The following is a 19,863-nucleotide window of genomic DNA, read 5'->3' as shown; positions in this document are numbered from 1 at the left end:
TTTTTTTGAGGGAATTGAAAATTAACATGCTTGATGTTAGTCTTTTTCAAACCTCCTTAAACAAAAAACCCCATCTAGGTATAGATGAGGCTTAATATATGGTATTAATGATTATTTCATTTGTGATGCCATGATCAATGCGTTGTAAGCATTAACCATTTTACCAGACTTTACAAGGTCACCAAAAGGCTGAACATTGCTTGCATCTCCTCCAACTATTACATCTTGGTGAACAGCTAAACCAGAATCCATTAGGATTTGTTTTACCTGAGCAGCAGATAATTTAGGGAAGTATGTACGAATTAAAGCCGCAACACCAGCAACTGCTGGAGCAGCCATAGAGGTACCTCCTTTAGTATCGTATTCGTTTTCTGGAGTAGTTGAATAAATACTTGCACCAGGAGCAAATACATCTACGTTGATTTTTCCATAGTTAGAGAATCCTGCAACCATTTCCTTACCGTATTTAGGAGCAAGTGCACCAACAGTAATGAAAGTTTCAGAAACCTCAGCTCCGTTGTTTACCTGGTCGTTAGGGTAACACGCTTTTTTGTCAAGGTCGTCTCCTTCATTACCAGCTGCATTTACGAACAAAACATCGTGTTCACCAGCATAGGTAATGGCATCTCTTACCCAATCACTATGGGTAGAGTAATATTTTCCAAAACTACCGTTAATGATTTTAGCACCGTTGTCTACCGCATAACGAATAGCCAAGGCAATATCTTTATCATACTCATCTCCGTTTGGTACAGCACGAACTGACATAATTTTAACATGGTTGGCAACACCATCGGCACCTAGACCATTTCCTCGCTCTGCAGCAATAATACCTGCAACGTGAGTTCCGTGGCTTTCTCCTTTTTCGGTTGGCATTACATTTCCGTTACCATAACCAACATCTGTAAGATCGTTTACATTGTCACCAGTTTTTCTTCCGTTGAAATCCTTGTTAATATTATAATTAAGTTTGTCGGAGAAATACTCAAGCCCACCTTTAAGGTCTTTTTTGGCATCAGAAATATTATCAAAACCAAAACCGTATATCTGTGAAATAACGGCTATAGATTGCTGTAATTCTGCGTCTTCTGTAGTTATACCAGCTATGTCTTCTTTTGTATAGTTTTCTTTACCTAAGTGTTCTGAAACTTTAGCATCGGCTTGGATAAGAGCTTGGTAAATTTGCTCATATTGCATTTTTCTTGCGGTTGTTTCCTGAATTTCTTTTTCATATTCTGCTTTAGCTTCTTCATAAGCAGGATGACTTGTGTCTCCACTGGCAACAATACGAACATACTCCAATTGCTCATCATATCCGTCACCTAAGAAGTTCCATCCGTGGATATCGTCAACAAACCCATTTTTATCATCGTCAATTCCGTTGTTAGGAATTTCATCTTCGTTTGTCCATAAAACATCATTAAGGTCTTCGTGTTCAATATCAATACCAGAATCGATTACCGCAACAATAACATCAGATTTTGGAGCGTCAAGATTGTTTATTATTTCAGCATAAGCCTTTTCTACACTCATTCCTGGAATAGTATCTATCACCAAGTCTAGGTGTCCCCATTTATGTTGTTCTGTTTCTGTGATTTCAGCTTTTTTAACTTGAACACTATCAACATTGCCTATTGGTGTGGAATCGATTTTTACACTACCACATCCTGTTAAAATAGCCGCTGCTACTGCAGTAAGAGCGATTGGTTTTATTAGTTTCATTGTTATTAGTTTGTATTTAGTATTAATTGTTTAAATAAAAATATCATTACAGGTGTAAACATTTTTCAACCTTACACCTCTGTCTGTATGTTCAACTGTTATAATCTGGTTGTGTGCATCATGTTCTAAAAACAGATAAAACTCTTGGTCGGCAGCCATGTTCAAGAACGCTTCTTTTTCATCTAACGTCAATAAAGGTCTTGTGTCATAACCCATTACATAAGGTAGCGGCAAGTGGCCAGCTGTAGGTAATAAATCGGCCATAAACGCAATGGTTTTACCTTTATAGTTGATTAAAGGAATCATTTGCTTGTCTGTATGGCCATCGGCAAAGAAAATATCGAAGCCAAGTTCAGAATCTTTCAGAATCTTTTCTTTAGGAAGGGAAGTAAACATTAATTGACCGCTTTCCTCCATAGGCAAAATGTTTTCCTTTAAAAAAGATGCTTTTTCGCGACGGTTGGGTTTTGTAGCCCATTCCCAATGGTCTTTATTACTCCAAAAGTGAGCGTTTTTAAATGCCGGTTCGTAGCCAGTACGGTCTTTATTCCATTGTACACTTCCGCCGCAATGATCAAAATGAAGATGGGTCATGAATACATCTGTGATATCATCTCGGTGAAATCCGTGTTTTTTCAATGATTTGTCGATACTATCATCTCCCCATAAATGGTAATACCCAAAAAACTTATCACTCTGCTTGTCTCCCATACCTGTATCAATTAATACAAGACGATTCCCTTTTTCAATCAATAAGCATCGAGCGGCAATATCTATCATGTTATTTTGATCGGCAGGATTAGTTTTTTGCCAAAGGGTTTTAGGTACTACGCCAAACATGGCACCGCCATCAAGCCTAAAATTTCCGGCCTCAACAGGATATAAGTTCATAAAGGAGACAATAAGTTTTTAATACGCTGCAAATTAACAAAAGCAGCTAAAAATATATTATTAAAGCTAATTTTATTAGATGTATTTTAACATTTTTATATTTTTAAACGGATTTAAACAACCACAATATGTTAGAACTTGCGGGAATAGTTATTTTGGGGATCTTGGCGCAATGGGTAGCATGGCGCCTTAAACTGCCTGCCATTTTGCCCCTTATATTAATTGGGTTGGCCGTGGGCCCCATATCAACCCTATTTACTGAAGATGGTCATAAGCTCATAGAGCCCATTTGGAATGGGACTAAAGGGTTGTTTCCCGGTAAGGGTCTTTACTACTTCGTATCCCTGGCTATTAGTATTATTCTGTTTGAAGGTGGGTTAACTCTTAAACGGGAGGAAATACGTAATGTTGGCCCCGATATTACAAAATTAATTACTTTAGGTTCTGTCATCACTTTTTTTGCAGGTGGGATTACGGCGCATTTTGTTTTTAACCTTAGCTGGGAGTTATCCTTTTTATTTGCTTCATTGATTATAGTAACAGGCCCAACTGTAATAACACCTATTCTAAGAAATATTCCATTAAAGAAAGACGTTTCTGCTGTTTTAAAATGGGAGGGAATCCTCATTGATCCAATTGGTGCTTTGGTAGCTGTATTGGTATTTGAATTCATTAGTGTTGGTGGGGGAAGTGGTTATACAAAAACCGCTTTAATCGAATTTGGTAAGATATTACTTTTCGGGGTAACCTTCGGATTCACTTTTGCCCATGCTTTGGCTTTTTTGATTAACAGAAATTATATACCTCACTATTTGTTAAATGTAGTTTCGTTGTCTGTAGTGCTTTTGGTTTTTGTTGAGTCTGATATTTTTGCTCATGAGTCTGGACTTTTATCGGTTGTTGTTATGGGAATGGTGCTTGGGAACAGTAAAGTTCAAAACCTCAAGGAACTACTTTATTTTAAGGAGTCTTTAAGTGTATTGCTTATTTCAATATTGTTTATCCTCTTGGCAGCCAATATGAATGTTGAGGATTTAATGTTGCTCTATAATTGGAATACAGCAATCCTTTTTGGTTTAATAATATTAGTAATTCGCCCATTGGCGGTATTTTTAAGTACTACTGGATCTAAGCTAAAGTTCAGGGAAAAACTGTTTATTAGTTGGGTGGGACCTCGAGGAATTGTGGCGGCAGGGATAGCTTCCCTATTTGGTAACACTTTAGTTTTACAGGGCGTTGAAGATGCTAAATATATTACACCTTTAGTGTTCATGATTGTATTAGGGACGGTGTTACTTAACGCAACAACGGCTAGATTATTTGCTAAATTAGTAGGTGTTTTCCTAACTAAAAGTGAGGGTATTTTAATTGTTGGGGCATCTAAGTTTTCAAGGTTAATTGGTCATTATCTGGATACGAACGGGCGTCGTGTTGTTCTTGTTGACAGCAACCAAACCAATATTCAAACGGCAGAAGAATTAGGGCTGGAAGCTATTTCTGCCGACATCTATTCCGATGCGATTTTTGATAACCTTGAACTTAGTGATGTGGGATATTTAATGGCAATGACAGGGAGTACAGATATTAATAAATATACCATTGAAAAGTTTGGAAAGCAATTTGGTGAAAACGGATCCTTTAGATTATTAACCCCAGATGAAATTACAGTTAATGGGCATCAGCCTAAGGAAGGTTTGTTTTCTCATACCGATGATTACGTATCGATTAGTGAAGTTACAAGAAGATACCCTGCTATACATGAAATCGACATTAAGAACAGAAAACACTTTGAAAGTCTAATCAAGATTACAGATGAGAATGACGACATCATTCCATTGTTTATAAAAGATCTTAACGGTGAACTAGAAATTATTCCATCGGACAATACTAATATAGACCAAATAAAGCAAGGTTTTCAGCTGGTGTATTTAGGAAAAGCTATTGATGTTGAAAGGGTGTAGGCTTAAAGTTGAACCATATTAAAATGATAATAAAACCGAAGCTAAAAACTTCGGTTTTTTTTATCTCGTTTTCAACCATCCCGTAATGCTCATGCGTTCAACAGAAACTGGTTTTACTTCATGCTCTAAAATCTGACTTTCAAAAATTACCACACGACCAGGAAAAGGATAAATAACCTTTTCATGTTCCATTTCGTTTTCGGTTGTATAAATTACTAGTTCACCGCCGTATTCAGGTTTCCAGTCTTCTTCGTTTAGGTAACACACAAAAGATAGTTTTCGCCTGTCATCGTTTTGAAACGTATCCAAATGACGTTTATAAAACGTTCCTTCAGGGTAAAGAGCATAATGAAACTCCTTGTGAAGAATTCCCATAAAACAGGTTTTGTTAAGATAATCTTTCATGCTATTGATCTTCTCAAAAAACAATTGTTCGGCAGGATTTGCCTCAACCTCATTAATCCATAGAATAAAGTCACCACGAATAGAACGCATAATGTTCTCATTGAAATGGTTTCCAATAGCCGCTTTTTTAAAGGCGTCCTCCTCAAATTTATTGAGTAGCGAATTTCGCAACAAAACCACCTCTTCAGCAGTAAAAAAATCCTCAACAATACTATATTGTTTATCGGATAAATCCGAAATAATTCCCTCGTAGAGCGGATTTTCGGTAAACTCCAAATGCTCAAAAATTGCATCCATAGCCTTTCAAATCAAAACCTATAATTAAGTGACAGATCGTAAAACGTTCAGGCCTTTCATTTTCAGCTTTGTATGCTGATTTAAAAAAGCCCGTAAATGTAATTTAAAATCCAATTGCTTTTACAAAATCAATACCTTTGCAGAAACTTTTTTTAATGCAGCACATTAGGATTACAAAACAGTTCTCTTTCGAAACGGGTCATGCACTTTATGGTTATGATGGAAAGTGTAAAAACGTACACGGTCATAGCTATAAGCTATCGGTTACGGTTATTGGTACACCCATTGACGATATGGCCCATGTTAAATTTGGGATGGTGATTGATTTTGGTGATTTAAAAAAGATTGTAAAGGAAGAGATAGTAGATGTGTTCGATCATGCAACCGTTTTCAATAAAAACACACCTCATATTGAATTAGCAAAAGAACTTCAGGATCGGGGACACAGTGTTATGTTGGTAGATTATCAGCCTACCAGCGAAATGATGGTAATCGATTTTGCTAAGAAAATCCAAGCACGCCTGCCTTACAACATAATATTACATTCACTTAAGCTTCAGGAAACAGACACCTCTTATGCTGAGTGGTATGCTAGCGATAATCAATAATGACCTAGTGAACATCTCTTATCATTAGCTATATTTACACCATGCATATCCCTAAAGGTAAAAAAGTATATTTCGCATCAGATAATCACTTAGGTGCTCCCACTCAAGAGGCTTCATTAAAACGTGAAAAACAGTTTGTGGCTTGGTTAGACATGATTAAGCAAGATGCCGAAGCTATATTCCTGTTGGGTGATTTGTTTGATTTTTGGTTTGAATATAAAACAGTAGTGCCAAAAGGGTTTACCAGAACACTAGGAAAGTTGGCTGAAATAAGCGATTCGGGAATTCCTGTTTATTTTTTCGTTGGAAACCACGACCTGTGGATGGACGATTACTTTGAAAAAGAATTGAATATTCCTGTATATCACAAACCCCATGAGTTTATCATTAACGACAAAACTTTTCTGATTGGTCATGGTGATGGTTTAGGGCCTGGCGATAAGGGCTATAAACGAATGAAAAAGGTTTTCATAAACCCGTTTTCAAAATGGTTGTTTAGATGGTTGCACCCCGATATTGGTGTGCGTTTGGCACAATATCTTTCTGTGAAAAACAAACTAATTTCAGGAGATGAAGACGTTACTTTTCTTGGAGAGGATAATGAATGGCTGGTTCAGTACTGTAAGCGTAAACTAGAACAAAAACACACCAACTATTTCGTGTTTGGACACAGGCATTTGCCAATGGAAATCGATTTAAAAAACCAATCAAAATATATTAATCTGGGTGACTGGATTAATTATTATACCTATGCTGTATTTGATGGTGAGACGATGACATTGGAGACTTATTCATAAATGCTATATGCTTTAGACGGTAGGCTTAGATTATTTAGGTATTTTTGGATCTATGATTTTATCACCGATTAGTTAATTCGATATTTTTTGTCGCACTTCAATGCATGCCTGACAAGCTGAAGTAGACTCACTTTTTTTTATAAAGATTGATTCGGTCGATTTGCTTTAGATTTCTGTATTTACTATTCCTTGTTAGCTATTCAAAAAGTCAACAATCAAAAACTTCGATTTTCAATCTAACTATTCTTCTTCATTTTCATGGCGTTCAAGATCCTTACTTAAATCCAATTGACGAAAGGTAGGTGAGGCCCAAGCGGTTGTTAGAACAGTTATTAGTGTCATGCTTCCACCAAAAACCACTGCGGTAACCGTACCCATTAGTTTTGCGGTAAGTCCGCTCTCAAATGCCCCCAATTCGTTAGATGATCCAACAAACATAGAGTTTACCGATGCTACGCGACCGCGCATATGGTCTGGAGTTTTCAGTTGTAAAATAGTTTGACGGATTACCATCGAAACCCCATCAGTCACCCCGCTAAAGAACAGAGCTAAAAGCGATACCCAGAATATTTTAGATAAACCGAAGACGATAATACATATACCGAACCCGAAAACCGCTGCTAACAGTTTTTTACCAGCATCCTTACTTACTGGAATATAAGCCGTAATCAACATCGTAATAAAGGCTCCTACTGCCGGTGCGGCACGAAGAATTCCAAAACCTTGAGAACCAACCTTTAAAATATCTTGCGCAAATACTGGTAATAGCGCTACAGCACCTCCAAATAATACGGCAATCATATCTAAAGTAAGGGCTCCAAAAACCGCTTTGGTATTGAATACGAACTTTAACCCTTCTTTTAAGCTTTTCATTACCGGTTCACCAATTTTAGGGTTTAAAATTGGCTTTTTAGGAATTCGTAACAGATTGACCAAGGCAATTAATGTAAACCCAAAAATAAGGCACATAGACCAGTGAACGCCTATCCAATGAATAGAGAATCCAGCTAGGGCAGGACCTAAAACAGCCGCCATCTGCCAGGTAGAACTGCTCCAGGTTGCCGCGTTGGGGTATATCTTTTTAGGAACTATTAAAGCAACTAACGAGAATACGGTAGGTCCAATAAATGATCGGACAAACCCTCCCAAAAACACCAAGAAGTAAATGCTGTAAAGAATTACGTTTTCAGACCAGCCGGCAATAATTCTTGGCCAGGTTAATAAAAACAAGCCGAGGCTAATAACCGAAAATGCAATAATACATTTAATCAATAGGTTGCGCTTTTCATTTTGATCGACAAAGTGACCTGCAAACAAAGCCATAGACACAGCTGGAATAACTTCCATCAATCCTATAACACCTAGGGAAAGCGGATCTTTAGTAATGCTATATACCTGCCATTCGATTACGATAAATTGCATGCTCCAGGCAAATACAAGTGCAAAGCGCACCAAAAGAAAAATGTTGAATTCTTTAAACCGGAGGGCGGCGTAGGGATCGTTTTGTTTCATACAACTGTAATGAATTCAGAGAACAAAAGTACGATAAGCAGTAAGCCTATAAAAGCAATACTCTTAAAATTAGTTAATGCTAAGGTTATTTAAAACATTATCTAATCCAAGGTTGAACAGTGTTCCTCTTATCAGATCTTCAACTTGATTGAGTTCTTTTTTATTAAGAGCTAAATCTACTTTTTTGCTGAGAGTTTTTAACAGGATAAACCTAGAATTAATATCCTGTTTACAACCTTGGCAAGGTTGGGTTTCCTTAGCTTAGAATATGTTAAGATGGAATTGTTTAATCTCTTTTGGGGTAAGATAAAAGCCCATGTCCCGAAACACAATCTGCACCCTCTCAGTTGAGGTTTTTTCGTATTTCCACTTAAAGGCTATTCCAAAGTTATTGTGATAGATTTTATGGATTTCATTTTGCATAGCTGTCGGTTTTGAAATCCAAATATAAAACTTATTTAAAATGAATCTAAATAAATAGGGTTAATTGTTGCAGTGTTGTTTTTAGTTGCTTGATTTATAATTGTTTATTTTAAATTCTACCCGTCTATTTTTTGTTCTTCCTTCTTCCGTTTTATTATTGGCTATTGGCTTTGAACTACCATAACCAATATACTTTATTTTGCTTGGTTCTATTCCTTTTTCGATCAAGTAATCGGCAATAGCTTTGGCTCGATTTGTTGATAGTTCTTGATTGTAGGCATCGGAACCTTTGTTGTCTGTATGGCCAAATATTTCCAATTGAAGGTTTTTATTTGCGCTAAGGTGGTTATACAAATTGTTAAGTTCTATTTCTGTGCCTTTCATTATTTGGGCTTTGTCAAACTCAAACTGTACATTTTTAAGAGTATATAATTCACCTTCTTGAAAATTTGAAACAGGTTTTTTTATCGACGTTTCTTTTGTTTCATTAATATTTTTCGGGGTTATTGAAACGTCGTCTATATAATAATAGGCTGCTTGTTTATAGCCGTTTTTTTCAAGCTTTTGGATTGATGTGCTATAGTTACTTTCAAAGTTTCCAATTATAAAATGTGTTTCAAATCCCTTCGCAACATAGGTGCAGCTTACTTTTATCCAATTAGATTTGTCATTAAAATAATGCTCGCTGAAAAAAGGTATAAAGGAAACATTATGGACTTTCTCAGAAATCCTTGAAGCGTTTATGGGCCTTTCAGAGGTTATATATTGAGGTTTATTCTCTGTGAAATAAATACCGAAATTTTTTATGGCAGTATTGGAGAGTTCAGCTAAACTAACATAAAAGGTAATTTCATAGTGAGTACCATTTTCTAATGTATCGGATAATGTTCCTTGAATGTATTCTCTGTAGTTATTTGGAGAGTAAGCATAAAATCCGGCATAACCGTTTCCTGATCTTGGAGATTGTTCTCCGTTAAAATTATCACTTCCAATTTCTTTGCTACAGGTGTTAAAATAATCTGAAGAACCTGATTGCGGTGTAGTCCAATTTTTAACGCCATGCTGAAAACTGCCTATCAGTTCAGGGCAGAATTTATGGTCCTCAAAACTGGGGTTAAGAACCAAATTTTGAGAGAAGAACAGTTGACAATAAAATAAAAACGAAACGGTTGTGATTTTGTTCATGCTTTGATAACGCACGACTTGTAAGAATATTATTTAATATCCTTAAGCTTGAGTTGCAAGCTCACACTCCCGTTCCAATGGTTTTCGTCAATCGAATACACAGCTTTAAAAGGGGCTTTGTTTTCTATTAGATTTACTTTTTCACCCAATCCAAAACCAATGCATACCAACGGGTTATTGTATTCTGGGGGTTGGGTAACCGTAATACGAAGGTGTTTATCGTCTTCGCCCACACATTTGCCATAACCGGTATCAATCAAATCGTCCGTCATAAAAACAGGAGACATATTCCCGGGGCCAAATGGTGCAAACTGCTTTAAAATACGATAGAATTTAGGCGTGATATCTTCAATATTTATTTCGGTATCAACAGTTATTTCTGGGGTAAGCAACTGCTCGTCAATGGTATTTTTTACAACCTCCTCAAATGCCTGTTTAAAGGCATCGTAATTTTCTGGAAGTAGGGTAAGGCCAGCCGCATATTTATGACCTCCAAACTGTTCGATGTGTTCGCTACAGGCTTCCAAAGCATTATAAACATCGAACCCCTTTACCGATCGTGCCGAAGCAGCTAATTTATCACCACTCTTGGTAAATACTAGAGTAGGGCGGTAGTAGGTTTCGGTAAGGCGCGAGGCCACAATTCCTATAACGCCTTTATGCCAGTTTTCGTTATAAACCACAGTAGTATAGCGCTCCTGTTCGTTGAGCTCTTCAATTTGTTCTAAAGCTTCAACAGTAATTTGTTGGTCGGCTTCACGGCGGTCTGAATTAAACGAATCTATATCCACCGCATAGCTCGCGGCCAAATTATAATCGGTTTCGGTGAGCAGGGTTACAGCGCGATTGGCATGTTCCATACGACCGGCAGCATTGATACGAGGAGCAATAATAAACACCACATCGGTAATGGTGAGTTTGTCCTTTTTGGTTTGCTCTATAATGGCTCGTATTCCCGGACGGGGATTACTGTTAATTACTTTTAACCCATGATAGGCCAATATTCTGTTTTCCCCCGTAATGGGAACAATATCGGCACCAATGGCTGTAGCAACCAAATCGAGGTAAGGTATAAGGGTTTCCACAGAATTCCCTCTTTGAGAAGCCAATGCCTGAATGAGTTTGAATCCTACACCACAACCACAAAGTTCATCAAAAGGATAGTTACAATCTTCCCGTTTTGGGTCAAGTACGGCTACCGCATCAGGAATGGTATCTCCCGGACGGTGGTGATCGCATATAATAAAATCAATGCCTTTTTCTTTGGCATAGGCTATTTTATCAATAGCCTTGATACCACAGTCCAATGCAACGATTAGTGTAAACTCATTGTCGTAAGCGAAATCAATTCCTTGATAAGAAATACCATAACCTTCAGCATAACGATCTGGAATATAGGATGCCACTTCATCCGAAAGTGTTTTAAGGTAGGTAGACATTAAAGATACCGAAGTAGTTCCGTCAACATCATAATCACCATAAACCAAGATACGTTCTCCTTTTTCTAAAGCCTGTTCAATTCGAGCCACGGCTTTATCCATATCCTTCATTAAAAACGGATCGTGGAGGTGATCCAAACTTGGTCTGAAAAAATCCCGTGCACTTTCAAAGTTATCTATGCCGCGTTGCATTAAAAGGGATGCAACCACAGAGGGTACCTGAAGGGTGTCTTGGAGATGTTTTACTTTTTCAGAATCGGGTTTTGGCTTTATGGTCCAACGCATGGAGGCTTTCTATGTTTTATGGGAATTAATTAACCCTTCGACGGCGCTTAGGTTGACATTTAAATTGTCAAGTCGGGTGTAGTCGAGACGAGTTTATTTGTTGTGAAAATGAACGTATGTGTTCACCATGGCAAACTTACTGAACATAACCATTACACCGCAATATTTTTCTATGGATAAGTTCACGGCTTTGTTGATTTTTTCCTCACTTAAATCCTTTCCGTAAAAATGGTAATCTACCGTAACGGTATGGTAGTATTTCGGGTGTTCTTCGGTAAGCTCTCCTTTTACAACTATTTTGAAGTTTTCCAATTCCACTTTCATTTTATTGAGAACGGAAACTACGTCCAATCCTGTACAACCCGCCAAAGATGAAAGCATCATTGCTTTAGGGCTTAGACCGCTATTGGTTCCGCCAAATTCCTCTCGGGTATCAATCATTACGCTGTGGCCGTTAGGGTTGTCCGATTCGAAAAGCATACCGCCTTTCCACTGTGTTGTTACTAAATGTTCCATATCGATATTTTTTTGTTTCTTGCTGTCTTAATTATCTTATAAAAATACCATTAAAAAAATAAAAACTATGCCATTAGTGAATCCTCTTTCGCCTGACCATGATGTTGAAACCAAAACCTTAGCAGAATTTTTCAACGAAACTTTGGGGTTTTGTCCCAATTCGGTGTTGACCATGCAGCACCGTCCAGCTATTAGTAAGGCGTTTATCAATTTGAATAAGGCCGTTATGGCAAACGAAGGACGAGTGACTTCTGCCCTAAAGCGCATGATTGCTTGGGTAAGCAGTAATGCTACCGGATGTCGCTATTGTCAGGCGCATGCTATTCGTGCAGCAGAACGATATGGTGCAGAACAGGAACAGTTGGACAACATTTGGGAGTACCGTACCCATCCCGCTTTTAGTGAAGCCGAACGTGCAGCACTCGATTTTTCACTTGCAGCCAGCCACGTGCCCAATGCGGTCGATGCCGAGATTAAGGAACGCTTGTACCAATATTGGAACGAAGGTGAAATTGTGGAGATGCTTGGTGTAATCTCATTATTTGGCTATTTAAACCGCTGGAACGATAGTATGGGAACTTCTATTGAAGATGGTGCTGTTGAAAGCGGTGAACAGTATCTTGGAAAACATGGGTGGAACAAAGGGAAGCATGTTTAGATATGAGATTTTAGATGATAGACGTTAGATCACTGCGCTGTTAGAAAATAGACTTTAGAAGTACTTTAAAAACGAGAACGCCCTTAGACGACCATGAAGCAATTTTCCTTTAACTGTTTGATGTTTTTTATCAGTGCTATTTCAATGGCTCAACAATTGAAAGTCTTAAATGAAAAAACAAAAGAGCCCATACCTTTTGCTACTATTGATTTTATGGATGGAACAGGGGTTAATGCAGATGAGAAAGGAGTTTTTGATCTTCCTTCCAGAACAATTGACTCTTTAAAAATATCTTGTATCGGTTATAAAAACAAAACCATTTCCTTTAAAGACTTAAGATTAGATTCTCCTGTATTTATGGAACAAGATATTACTGCTCTTGATGAGGTATTGATTAGAAAGAAATTGGTAAGGGTTTTGGCGCATAAAAATGGGAGCCAATTGAAAAGTATGCTTTCAAATACTTTTGTTCCTAAAGATTTTACATATAATGAGGTGTGTCTTACATATATTCCTTTTCCAGAGGGTGTGTCTTTAGAGAAGGAGATATTAATAAAAAAAATTCTGGTTAATACTACTGGCTTAGGCTCAAAAAAGCGACGTTATTATCCTTTTAGAGTTAATCTGTATGAGGTCAGTAAACAATATAATCCGCCTCGACTTAAGGATTCCCTAATGAAAGGAATTGTCAGCCGTCGGAAGGAGGGTCGTCCTTCGCTTGTAATTATTGATATAGCAAACGAAAACCTTAAACTAAATAAAAAAGGTATATATGTTTCGTTTGAAACTTTGTCTGAGGAATTTTATCCTAATGATACATTGTATAAGTTTAGTAAAAGAATGAAGTCGATTGAAGTTGATAATTATAACCGTTATGGGGCAGCGGTAAAAAATATCCCAATATCTATGGATACCACTAGTGTTTTCTCATTTACTTTAAAACAAAGTATATCAGATAAAGCAAGTGTAAATATTGATGAACATTGGAAAATGGAGAAAGAGTTTATTTATGACTTGACAATAGAAATTGAATATTAGTTTTGTGCAGGGATTAACTAGAGTAGATATAAATAGAAACTAATTACATGAAATATTAGAGTTGAAATTATTCAGGGTTTAAAATCAGAATAAACTCTAAAGTCCTAGGATAAAAACATTGTTTATCATTACAAGCTTGATACATTAATGAGCCCTTCCACTTTATTGGTGTAGTTAAGTTGGAGGCATTTATAAAGTCTAACTTAATAATCAATTCATTTGAGAATACCTTTAAAGGTTCTGGAATGTCCATCATTGAAAAATTGTGGGGCTCGGGAAACTGAATAAAAATCTCTTGAAAGGTATTTGTTCTTCCCATTTCCAAAACGGTAGGAATTACCCATTCCAAAACCTCCTTATTAGCTTGAATGTGGTATCCCTTGTCAATGATAAATTTGAGTTCAATCTGGTTATTTCCTTCTTCTAGTTTGAAATTGGTTTCATCTAAACGGACCCACTGGTTTTGAGCCACCGCAGAAATGCTTATAAAAAAGACTATGAAAAGTAGTTTAATGTTTTGAAAGGAGTTCATCAAGTTTAGATCTTAAGGAAACTAATTTGGCATCAAAGTTTTTGGAATCCAATAGGGATAGAAATTGGATGTTACCTTCGGGATCGATTAAGAGGTTTGATGCCAGCATAACTTCATCTCTAGCTAAATCGGGCAACACTCCCTCAGGAGCAAAACTTGCAGCTACAGTACCATCTTCATCCAATAGAACAGGGAACGAAAAATTAAAACGATCCTGTAATTTCTCTTTAACAAGCGATTGAGGTTCTTTAACGTCAATAATCAGGACTTTTACATTTTTATCCCTATACTCGTTGGCCAATTTTTCGAGATAAGGGGCTTCAGCATTACAAAAAGGGCACCAAGTTGTAGCAATATGGATAACTAAATACTGGCCTTGGTAGGATGCCATGTCAACAACGTTTCCGTTTAGGTCATTAAGGCTGAAATCTGGGGCAGGATTACCCGTATAAGTTGTTTCACTTTCTTGAGCCTGAAGTGACGCTATGAAGAAAAATATAATCCCAAAATAAACCAGTACCTGTTTCATAATTATTTGATTTACAACTATGTGTAACAAAGTTACAGTATTTTGTGTAAATGATTGTAAATCAGAGAAAAAGACAGGTGTGTTAGTGTGTTGCTATTTGGAAAAATTTATTTTTTACCACCGACAATTATCACAATTTCCCCTTTTGGAGGGTTGGACGTATAGTGCTCAAGGACTTCTTTGGCAGTCCCTCTAACGGTTTCCTCATAGAGTTTGGTGAGTTCCCGTGATACCGATACCGGACGGTCTTCTCCAAAATATTCACAGAAATTAGTGAGCGTTTTTACAAGTTTATGTGGGCTTTCGTAGAAAATCATGGTTCGGGGTTCCTCGGCCAAAAGGGTTAACCGTGTTTGGCGTCCTTTCTTAACCGGTAAAAACCCTTCAAATACAAACTTGTCATTGGGTAAACCAGAGTTTACTAAAGCCGGAACAAAAGCGGTGGCGCCAGGAAGACATTCAACATCTATACCTTCCTCAAGGCATGCTCTGGTAAGAAGAAAGCCAGGATCTGAAATCGCTGGAGTTCCAGCATCGCTAATCAAGGCTATGGTCATTCCACTTTTAAGTTTGTTTACCAAACTTGCAACCGTTTTATGCTCATTGTGCATATGGTGGGATTGGCTAGGGGTAGCAATGTCGAAATGTTTCAGTAGTTTTCCCGAAGTACGTGTGTCTTCAGCAAGAATAAGATCGACTGATTTAAGGACTTCAATTGCCCTAAAGGTCATATCGTTGAGGTTTCCTATTGGGGTAGGTACCAAGTACAGTTTCATATGCTTAAGTATTATCTGTCAAAAATACCAACTTTTATTTTATCTTTAGTCTTTTGTATCTACCAACCAGCCATATATGTTAAAAAAAATCACTTTTCTGAGTACGTTCTTTGCTTGCTTTCTAATTTCTAAGATATCTGCTCAAACATGCGATCTTTCCATTTTAGTGGAAGCTCAGGATATTAGTGGAACAGCAGTATCTCAAGTTCATATTAATCAGGAGTTTCAATATATAATTACCATAATAAATTCAGGTAATGCGGTTACTGGAGTAACATTTTCCCAAAGCTTTGACACAGATGTTCAGGTAATTTCATACCAATCACAAAACAATCTGGCGGGAGCAAGTGATGTCACAAATTTTGAGTCTACTACTGGTGTTTTGAGTGGTAGTGTAGATAATATGCCTCAAGGATCTTCCGTACAGGTAAAATTAATAGGAAAAGCACCGTTGGAAGTTGGTGCTATTGGCACCAGTGTTGAGGTTTTTACTCCTGAAGGCCTGACCGATACGAATCCTTCAAATAATATTTCTGTAATATCAATGGGTGTTATTGATGCTTTAATTGATTTTTCAGTTACTTACTCACAGATTTTACCTTCAGAAGGAACAGGTATTGTTAATTGGGGCGATATTATTACCTATGAGTTTACCATAACAAACAACAGTATTATAGATTTTCCTCTGAATTCATTTGAGGGTAAAATGGAATCACTTCAGCTTTCTTATTATGGTAAACCAGTGGTGCAAGCCTTGAATTTAACTTGTGTGTCAGGTAGTAATGGAATGGATTGTAACATTGTAGACCCTATGGATTTTGGTTTTACGATTGTTAACGGTACCGAAACTACCTTTACTTATAATTTTAATGCAACCACGGAGTTTGTTTCTGGTGGTTCTTTAACCTATCAAGTAGACTATCAGTTTTTACAAGCCTCCTGTGCAGAAGAGCTAACTCCCCTAAGTGTTGATAGTTACATTGAGTTGGATTTAGATCATGAAAACGAGTCTTCAAACTCCAGTAATAGTGTTATGACTCAGTTATTGGAGTCTGAATTGTGCGATACTACGGATTTATGTATAGAAACCATTCAGATTAATCCTGAAGTTGACACTCCAATAGATTGGGAGGAAGTAGTATCGTTTCAAACAACCTATTGTAATGCCGGTTCTTCTGATGCTCTATCACGGTTTTATGTTCAAAACTATACAGCTGGAAATACTTGGGAGATTATTTCGTTACAGTGCTCTTCAACTACTGGAACAGTAACGTGTGATGACTTCTTGCTTTCGGATGAAGGGTATTTTTGGAAAAGCACTGATTTTGTTATGCCAGCAAATTCAACTGTAACTGTTGATTGGACAGTAAAATTTTATGAACCCGAATGCTCTTCGGACAATGTTAGTCCCGTAGTTGTTCAGTTAAGGAGTAACACCAACTTATTAGATACTCAATTGGTTGATGATAATCCAGCAAATAATTTTGAAGACGATTTTTTATTATTACCTCCTATAAGCTCGCCTTGCGAATTAGAAACACCAGAAGTAACTATTAGCAAGACTCAAATAAGCCCAATGTTACCGGAGGGGTCCTCAGAGGATAATACAACCGATTGGGGTGAGATTGTTTATGAGATTAACGTTCAAAATACTTCTGACGATGACCTACAATTAAGTTTAAGGGACTTTATGCCTTCAGGAGAGAACGAACTGGCTTCTGCAAGTTTGGTTTCTGTTGAATGTAGTGATGTAACAGGTACGGCAACTTGCCCTACCATAATAGATATGAATATAGGGGTAGTTCAAGATGGGGAGCCCGAAGATGATGAAGAGGATTACTTTTGGCAGATTGGTGAAGAAGATAATTGGATGCTTTCCGCTCAAAGTTCTGTGACTTTTCTGGTTACAATAGAGTGGTTTCCCGAATGTTCGTTTGAACCCATTGATGTGGTTAATGCTGCTAGTTTTGAAATTGTAGACCCTAATTATACAGGAGACTTTACTTCGGGCTATACTGAAGAGAAATCTTATTTTGCACCTTGTGTAGATTTGGTGGTGCAAACTTACCCAGAGGTGAATCCAGTAAATGTTGGTGAAACCCTTAACTGGGTAATCGATATTGCAAATAGTGAAACTAGCTCTAATGCCTTCGATATTACTTTTACGGACACTTTGGCCGATGTTTTTGTAATTAACGGATCGCCCATTTGTACTGTTATTTCAGGCAACGCCAGTTGTTTAAATAATATTGAGGTAAACGGAAATGTTGTAACAGCCAATATTGCAGAAATGGATGCTGGTGCTGCTATTCAGATTAAAATACCTGTGATAGCGCCTGCTTTTGGTGGTGCATTTACAAATATGGTTGAAGCCATTCCAAACCCGCTGATTAATGAAGAAGTGTCCCCAATTACAAACTTATCCATAAGTAATCTTCAGGTTATTTCTGCTAAGGTTGAGAAAGTGTTTACTCCAGATATTATTTCTGCCAATACAGAAAGCGTGCTGACATTTACGATTACTAATGTGGATTCAAATGAAGCACAATCAAATATTAATTTTACTGATAATTTGCCTGAAGGGATTGTGTTGACTGGTCAGCCTTTTTGGACCGAGTCCAATGGTTGTACGTGTGAATTTGTTGGAAATGCGGGTGATGGTTTTGTAGGTGTGTCTAATCTGAGCATTCCAAATGGGATTTCCTCTTGTTCGTTTGCAGTGCCTGTCTCGGCATCTGTTGAAGGATTGTATATTAATGATGTTAACAATTTTTCTAGTTTAAATAACATAGATAGCTCCCAGGCATATGCCACATTGGAAATATTGGCTGACAATAGTAATGTAGATATAGCAGTTTTGAAAACCGTTTCGCCGCAGGAAGTAGCATTGGGTGAAGAAGTTGTTTTTACTATAATAGCTACAAACAATGGAACAACTTCTGGTACTTCAATTGAAATATTGGAGCAAATGCCTGAAGGCTACCAAATTGTAAATCACGAAGCTAGTTCTGGAGTTTATAATGAAGGTATTGGCATTTGGGCTATAGATGAACTCATGGCTGGACAATCGGAAACACTTATCTTAACAGCACAGGTGATTTCATCAACGGATTTATTGAATATCGCAATTCTTGATGGATTAAATGAAGTGGATAGGGACCCTGAGAACAATAGTGATTCTGCAGAAGTGGAGTTGAACAATTGCTTGCAAGTACCACAGGCTATAACCCCTAACAACGATGGTTTTAACGATGTGTTGGTAATTCCTTGTATTACAGAATACCCGGAAACGACTCTAAGAGTATATAACCGCTATGGAAATCTAGTTTACGAAACCTTTGATTATGCCAATAATTGGAATGGAAAACCTAACCAAGGGTTTCCTAAAAAGGACAATTTCCTTCCAGTAGGAACATACTTTTACGAACTAGTAATTAATGGAATATCGTCCCCTGTAGTTGGTTGGGTTTATTTGAATTATTAAGTTTATTCAAACCTACTTTCAATTATTTCCATTAAGCGGGCTTCGTAATCTTCTTTGTCGCTCCAATCGTATTCAGGTTTTACCATTGCCTGAATTAGGTTTTGGGCTTCTTCAAGTGAACTTGTAGTATTAATTTGGGAAATAACGCGTTCGTATTCACCATTGTTACCGTCAAAAAGATGTTTTATAAATGCGATTTTATCGTTTAGCCCAATATGAAGCCCTCCAATTTTTAGCTTATCATTAAGGGACTTTTTCTCATTGGAGAGTTTTTCGCTTTTCGATATTGGTTCGAAGACAGGCATATTGTCGTAATCGGCAGAGATGTCTTCAAAGTCATTCTTTTCATAGGGACTGTTACCTGTAACACGTTCAAACAAATCGTCAATTTGTTGCGTTTCTTGAGGCATTTGAGCTACGATATCCTTTATTTTTTCCATAACAGGTTCCATGATATCGTCCTCGTCATTATCGTCCATGTTCACATAAACTTTGTCTTCTATTTCAATATTGTCACTTATATCGTTGTTAAATGCTTTATCAAGCATGCTAAAGAAAGATGTATCACTGCCAATGGTTGGGAGGTCTTCATCAAAATGGTCTTTTGCAAACTTTAAAACAGTAATTTTTTCATATAAAGCTCTTACTTCCTCATACATTTTATCAACATCTTCCTTACCACTAAGCTTAAGTATTCTATGAGCGATACTGGTAAGTTCGGCTTCCAATTTCTTCTTCATAACTTTTAAATTTATCTAAATATATGCTTTTGTTTTTTAATAACTTTACGCAACTTTTATACCAG

Annotated in this window: 17 protein-coding genes; 6 read left to right on the top strand and 11 right to left on the bottom strand. The window is 37.2% G+C overall.

Translation table 11 applies throughout. The annotated features are described in order from the left end of the window. Window positions 1-111: 111 nt before the first annotated feature. Both PWU04_RS05965 and PWU04_RS05960 read right to left on the bottom strand, forming a co-directional pair. Window positions 112-1,722 carry a S8 family peptidase gene (locus PWU04_RS05965; protein ID WP_274474967.1) on the bottom strand — a complete coding sequence of 537 codons (1,611 nt, stop codon included), beginning with the start codon at window positions 1,720-1,722 and terminating at the stop codon, window positions 112-114. A 30-nt stretch (window positions 1,723-1,752) separates the two neighbouring features. Beyond that, complete coding sequence (locus PWU04_RS05960; protein WP_274474966.1) at window positions 1,753-2,613, bottom strand: MBL fold metallo-hydrolase; 861 nt, start codon at window positions 2,611-2,613, stop codon at window positions 1,753-1,755. 128 nt (window positions 2,614-2,741) lie between these two features. Here PWU04_RS05960 and PWU04_RS05955 point away from each other — a divergent pair, with 128 nt between their 5' ends. Beyond that, the gene (locus tag PWU04_RS05955) at window positions 2,742-4,574 is read left to right on the top strand and encodes a cation:proton antiporter (RefSeq protein ID WP_274474965.1); all 1,833 of its coding nucleotides are present in this window, start codon (window positions 2,742-2,744) and stop codon (window positions 4,572-4,574) included. A 60-nt stretch (window positions 4,575-4,634) separates the two neighbouring features. Here the strand turns inward: PWU04_RS05955 and PWU04_RS05950 are convergent, their stop codons facing one another. After that, window positions 4,635-5,276: a 2OG-Fe(II) oxygenase gene (locus PWU04_RS05950; protein ID WP_274474964.1), complete on the bottom strand. Its 642-nt coding sequence runs from the start codon at window positions 5,274-5,276 to the stop codon at window positions 4,635-4,637. Between the two features lie 155 nt (window positions 5,277-5,431). On the opposite strand from PWU04_RS05950, the gene PWU04_RS05945 reads away from it, so the two are divergent. After that, window positions 5,432-5,884 carry a 6-pyruvoyl trahydropterin synthase family protein gene (locus tag PWU04_RS05945; RefSeq protein WP_274475028.1) on the top strand — a complete coding sequence of 151 codons (453 nt, stop codon included), beginning with the start codon at window positions 5,432-5,434 and terminating at the stop codon, window positions 5,882-5,884. Window positions 5,885-5,925: 41 nt separating this feature from the next. Beyond that, window positions 5,926-6,681 carry a UDP-2,3-diacylglucosamine diphosphatase gene (locus PWU04_RS05940; protein ID WP_274474963.1) on the top strand — a complete coding sequence of 252 codons (756 nt, stop codon included), beginning with the start codon at window positions 5,926-5,928 and terminating at the stop codon, window positions 6,679-6,681. 240 nt (window positions 6,682-6,921) lie between these two features. Here PWU04_RS05940 and PWU04_RS05935 read toward each other — a convergent pair whose 3' ends face one another. The 4 genes from PWU04_RS05935 to PWU04_RS05920 all read right to left on the bottom strand — a co-directional run bounded on the left by PWU04_RS05935 (window position 6,922) and on the right by PWU04_RS05920 (window position 12,041). Beyond that, window positions 6,922-8,193, bottom strand: coding sequence for an MFS transporter (locus tag PWU04_RS05935; protein ID WP_274474961.1), 1,272 nt, complete (start codon window positions 8,191-8,193; stop codon window positions 6,922-6,924). 504 nt (window positions 8,194-8,697) lie between these two features. Then, window positions 8,698-9,801, bottom strand: coding sequence for an OmpA family protein (locus PWU04_RS05930; protein WP_274474960.1), 1,104 nt, complete (start codon window positions 9,799-9,801; stop codon window positions 8,698-8,700). A 29-nt stretch (window positions 9,802-9,830) separates the two neighbouring features. After that, complete coding sequence (gene recJ, locus PWU04_RS05925) at window positions 9,831-11,525, bottom strand: single-stranded-DNA-specific exonuclease RecJ (protein WP_274474957.1); 1,695 nt, start codon at window positions 11,523-11,525, stop codon at window positions 9,831-9,833. A gap of 93 nt (window positions 11,526-11,618) precedes the next feature. After that, window positions 11,619-12,041, bottom strand: a complete 423-nt coding sequence (locus tag PWU04_RS05920; RefSeq protein WP_274474955.1) for an OsmC family protein — start codon at window positions 12,039-12,041, stop codon at window positions 11,619-11,621. Window positions 12,042-12,108: 67 nt separating this feature from the next. Between PWU04_RS05920 and PWU04_RS05915 the strand changes: the two genes are divergently transcribed. Together PWU04_RS05915 and PWU04_RS05910 are read left to right on the top strand one after the other, a co-directional pair. Continuing rightward, on the top strand, window positions 12,109-12,699 hold the full coding sequence (locus PWU04_RS05915) for a carboxymuconolactone decarboxylase family protein (protein ID WP_274474954.1): 591 nt from the start codon (window positions 12,109-12,111) through the stop codon (window positions 12,697-12,699). Window positions 12,700-12,792: 93 nt separating this feature from the next. After that, on the top strand, window positions 12,793-13,737 hold the full coding sequence (locus PWU04_RS05910) for a carboxypeptidase-like regulatory domain-containing protein (RefSeq protein ID WP_274474953.1): 945 nt from the start codon (window positions 12,793-12,795) through the stop codon (window positions 13,735-13,737). A 67-nt stretch (window positions 13,738-13,804) separates the two neighbouring features. Here PWU04_RS05910 and PWU04_RS05905 read toward each other — a convergent pair whose 3' ends face one another. The 3 genes from PWU04_RS05905 to rsmI form a co-directional block, all read right to left on the bottom strand. Further along, window positions 13,805-14,269 (bottom strand): protein-disulfide reductase DsbD domain-containing protein, encoded by a 465-nt coding sequence (locus PWU04_RS05905; RefSeq protein WP_274474952.1) that lies wholly within the window; start codon window positions 14,267-14,269, stop codon window positions 13,805-13,807. After that, on the bottom strand, window positions 14,247-14,798 hold the full coding sequence (locus PWU04_RS05900; protein WP_274474951.1) for a peroxiredoxin family protein: 552 nt from the start codon (window positions 14,796-14,798) through the stop codon (window positions 14,247-14,249). Before PWU04_RS05900 ends, PWU04_RS05905 begins: the two co-directional genes overlap by 23 nt. A 107-nt stretch (window positions 14,799-14,905) precedes the next feature. Next, window positions 14,906-15,574, bottom strand: a complete 669-nt coding sequence (gene rsmI / locus PWU04_RS05895) for a 16S rRNA (cytidine(1402)-2'-O)-methyltransferase (protein ID WP_274474950.1) — start codon at window positions 15,572-15,574, stop codon at window positions 14,906-14,908. 76 nt (window positions 15,575-15,650) lie between these two features. On the opposite strand from rsmI, the gene PWU04_RS05890 reads away from it, so the two are divergent. Further along, window positions 15,651-19,058: a DUF7933 domain-containing protein gene (locus PWU04_RS05890; RefSeq protein ID WP_274474949.1), complete on the top strand. Its 3,408-nt coding sequence runs from the start codon at window positions 15,651-15,653 to the stop codon at window positions 19,056-19,058. 2 nt (window positions 19,059-19,060) lie between these two features. Here PWU04_RS05890 and PWU04_RS05885 read toward each other — a convergent pair whose 3' ends face one another. Then, entirely contained in the window at window positions 19,061-19,798 is a 738-nt protein-coding gene (locus PWU04_RS05885) for a hypothetical protein (protein WP_274474947.1), read from the bottom strand. Window positions 19,799-19,863 lie beyond the last annotated feature (65 nt).

It is taken from the genome of Mangrovimonas aestuarii, from assembly GCF_028767185.1.
In the GTDB taxonomy this organism is placed as follows: domain Bacteria; phylum Bacteroidota; class Bacteroidia; order Flavobacteriales; family Flavobacteriaceae; genus Mangrovimonas_B; species Mangrovimonas_B aestuarii.
This window is presented reverse-complemented; position numbering and strand designations above follow the sequence as displayed.